Here is a 590-nt window from a genome sequence, read left to right as displayed (position 1 = left end):
CCGGTGCCCGAGTCGCTGCTGCCGTACCTGCAGCACAGCAAGGCCGCCAACGACGACGCCCAGGAGGCAGCATGAGCAACGTGATCAAGTTCACCGTCCCTGGCGCACCGGTAGGCAAAGGCCGCCCGAAGGTATCCACCCGAGGCGGCAAGTTCGCCAAGATGTACACCCCGGAGAAAACCGCCAACTACGAAACGCTGGTGGCCATGGCCGCGCAACAAGCCATGGTTGGCCGGGCGCTGCTGGCCGGCCCTGTTGAAGTGCAAATGGCCATCCTGCTGCCTATCCCTGCCAGCTGGTCGAAGAAGAAACAGGCCGCCGCCATTGCCGGCCAGGTGTACCCCACCAAGAAGCCCGACGCCGACAACGTGGTGAAAGCCATCTTCGACGGCATCAACGGCGTGGTGTGGAACGACGACGTGCAGGCCTGCGACATCGTGGTACGCAAGCGCTACGCCGAAACGCCGGGCGTGCAGGTGTTGGTGAAGCCTATCGACGGCCTACTCTTCGCTGCCTGACATGCCGGTACTCGCCATGGCCCCAGACAACCAGCTCGACTTGTTCAGCACGCTGCAGCCGGCCGCAGAGGA

Annotated in this window: 1 protein-coding gene; it reads left to right on the top strand. The window is 64.1% G+C overall.

The genetic code is table 11. The features are described from left to right. Nucleotides 1–71 precede the first annotated feature (71 nt). Nucleotides 72–518, top strand: coding sequence for a RusA family crossover junction endodeoxyribonuclease (locus FLQ44_RS21285; protein ID WP_147695970.1), 447 nt, complete (start codon nucleotides 72–74; stop codon nucleotides 516–518). Nucleotides 519–590: the final 72 nt, after the last annotated feature.

Source organism: Vogesella mureinivorans, assembly GCF_007644035.1.
Classification (GTDB): Bacteria; Pseudomonadota; Gammaproteobacteria; order Burkholderiales; family Chromobacteriaceae; genus Vogesella; species Vogesella mureinivorans.
The sequence above is the reverse complement of the archived record's forward strand: the minus strand, read 5'-3'. Positions and strand labels throughout refer to the sequence as shown.

What these genes read in the sequence shown, in the direction of transcription:
- FLQ44_RS21285 (WP_147695970.1), top strand. Translation starts at nt 72, where the DNA reads ATGAGCAACGTGATCAAGTTCACCGTCCCTGGCGCACCGGTAGGCAAA.